This is a genomic window from Streptomyces sp. NPDC055078, assembly GCF_053607985.1.
The window spans coordinates 1-1516 of record NZ_JBSGUP010001084.1; the positions used below are offsets into that span (position 1 = coordinate 1).

Consider the following 1516-nt stretch of genomic DNA (forward strand, 5'->3'; position numbering starts at 1 on the left):
GCCGGGCGATCCTCGGGCTCGGCGCGTCCGGACCGCAGGTGGTCGAAGGCTGGCACGGTGTCCCGTACGACAAGCCGCTCGCCCGCACCCGTGAAGTCGTCGACCTGTGCCGCCGCATCTGGCGGCGGGAAGTCATCACCAACACCGGGCTCTACCCGCTGCCGCTCCCCGCCGGCCAGGGCACCGGCCTCGGGAAGCCGCTGAAACTCCTCGCCCAGCCGGTACGCGAACGCATCCCCGTCCACCTCGCCGCGCTCGGCGACCACAACGTCCGCCTCACCGCCGAGATCGCGGAAGGCTGGCTCCCGCTCTTCTTCCTGCCGGACCGTGCCCATCAGGTCTGGGGCACCTCACTCGCCGAGGGGGCCGCCCGCCGCGACCCTGCACTCGGTGAACTGCAAACCGTCGCCGGCGGGTTTCTGGCCATCGGCGACGACGTCACCCGAGTCCGCGATCAGGCCCGCCTCCAGACCGTGCTGTACGTCGGAGGCATGGGGGCGAAGGGCCGTAACTTCTACAACGACGTCGTCCGCAGATACGGCTACGAGGCGGAAGCCGAACGAGTCCAGGACCTCTATCTCGCCGGGCACAGGAAGGAGGCCATGGCCGCACTTCCGGACGAACTCATCGATCTCACCAACCTCATCGGTCCCGAAGGATGGATACGCGACCGTATCGCCGCCTACCGGGAAGCCGGGGTCACCGTACTCAACGTCAACCCGGTGGGCGCCGACCCGCTCGCCGACGTGCGCAGGCTCAGGCAACTGGTGTGCTGAGCCCCGTGTCGTCGGCAGTGGCGGGGCCCATGCCGCTGGAGGCGCCGGAGACCACTGCGACACGGCCGGCGAGCGGGGAGCCGGAGAGAAGAACGGACACTCAGGGGCGAGGGCCCTGCCCGCAGGGGGAGTTACGCGGCGTCGGTGTGCGCGGTGGCCGCGGACTTCTCGTGCCACGGAGCGAGGTCGTCCTGGACCTGCCGGAGCTTGACCTCAAGGCGTTCGAGGGTGTCACGGCCCAGGTAGAGGTGGGTGGGGAGCCGGTCACCGGAGGTGACCTCGACGATCAGGGCGCCGCCCTTGACCGGGTCGCCCAGCTGGGTGTGGTTGGCCCGGTCGATCCAGTCCAGGGTGACGTGGGCCGGCGTGTCGTCGTAGTCGGCGATACGGGTCGCGGCCACGGACAGGGAACTGGGGTCGAGGAAGTCGGTGCGGAACACACCCGGCTCGACGACCATCGACTGGATGCCGAACGGTGCCATCTCGGCCGACAGAGCCTCGCTGATGCCCGCCACCGCGAACTTCGACGCGCTGTACATGCTCACCCCGGGCTCGCCCTCGAAGCCGGAGCGGGAGCCGATGTGGACGAGCTTGCCGGAGCCCTGCCGGCGCATGACGGGCAGTACGGCGCGGGTGACATTGATCAGACCGAAGACGTTGAGGTCGAAGAGCGAGCGCGCCTCGGCGTCGGTGATCTCCTCCAGCGCGCCGAGCAGGCCCCGGCCGGCGTTGTTCACCAG

At 69.9% G+C, this 1516-nt stretch carries 2 protein-coding genes; one reads left to right on the forward strand and one right to left on the reverse strand.

The genetic code is table 11. The features are described 5' to 3' along the window. Positions 1-776: LLM class F420-dependent oxidoreductase (locus tag ACWF94_RS40325; RefSeq protein WP_453500247.1), on the forward strand; the 776-nt coding region annotated here is incomplete at its 5' end. A 131-nt stretch (positions 777-907) separates the two neighbouring features. Here the strand turns inward: ACWF94_RS40325 and ACWF94_RS40330 are convergent. Next, the coding region (locus ACWF94_RS40330; RefSeq protein ID WP_453500249.1) for an SDR family NAD(P)-dependent oxidoreductase at positions 908-1516 on the reverse strand (609 nt) is incomplete at its 5' end.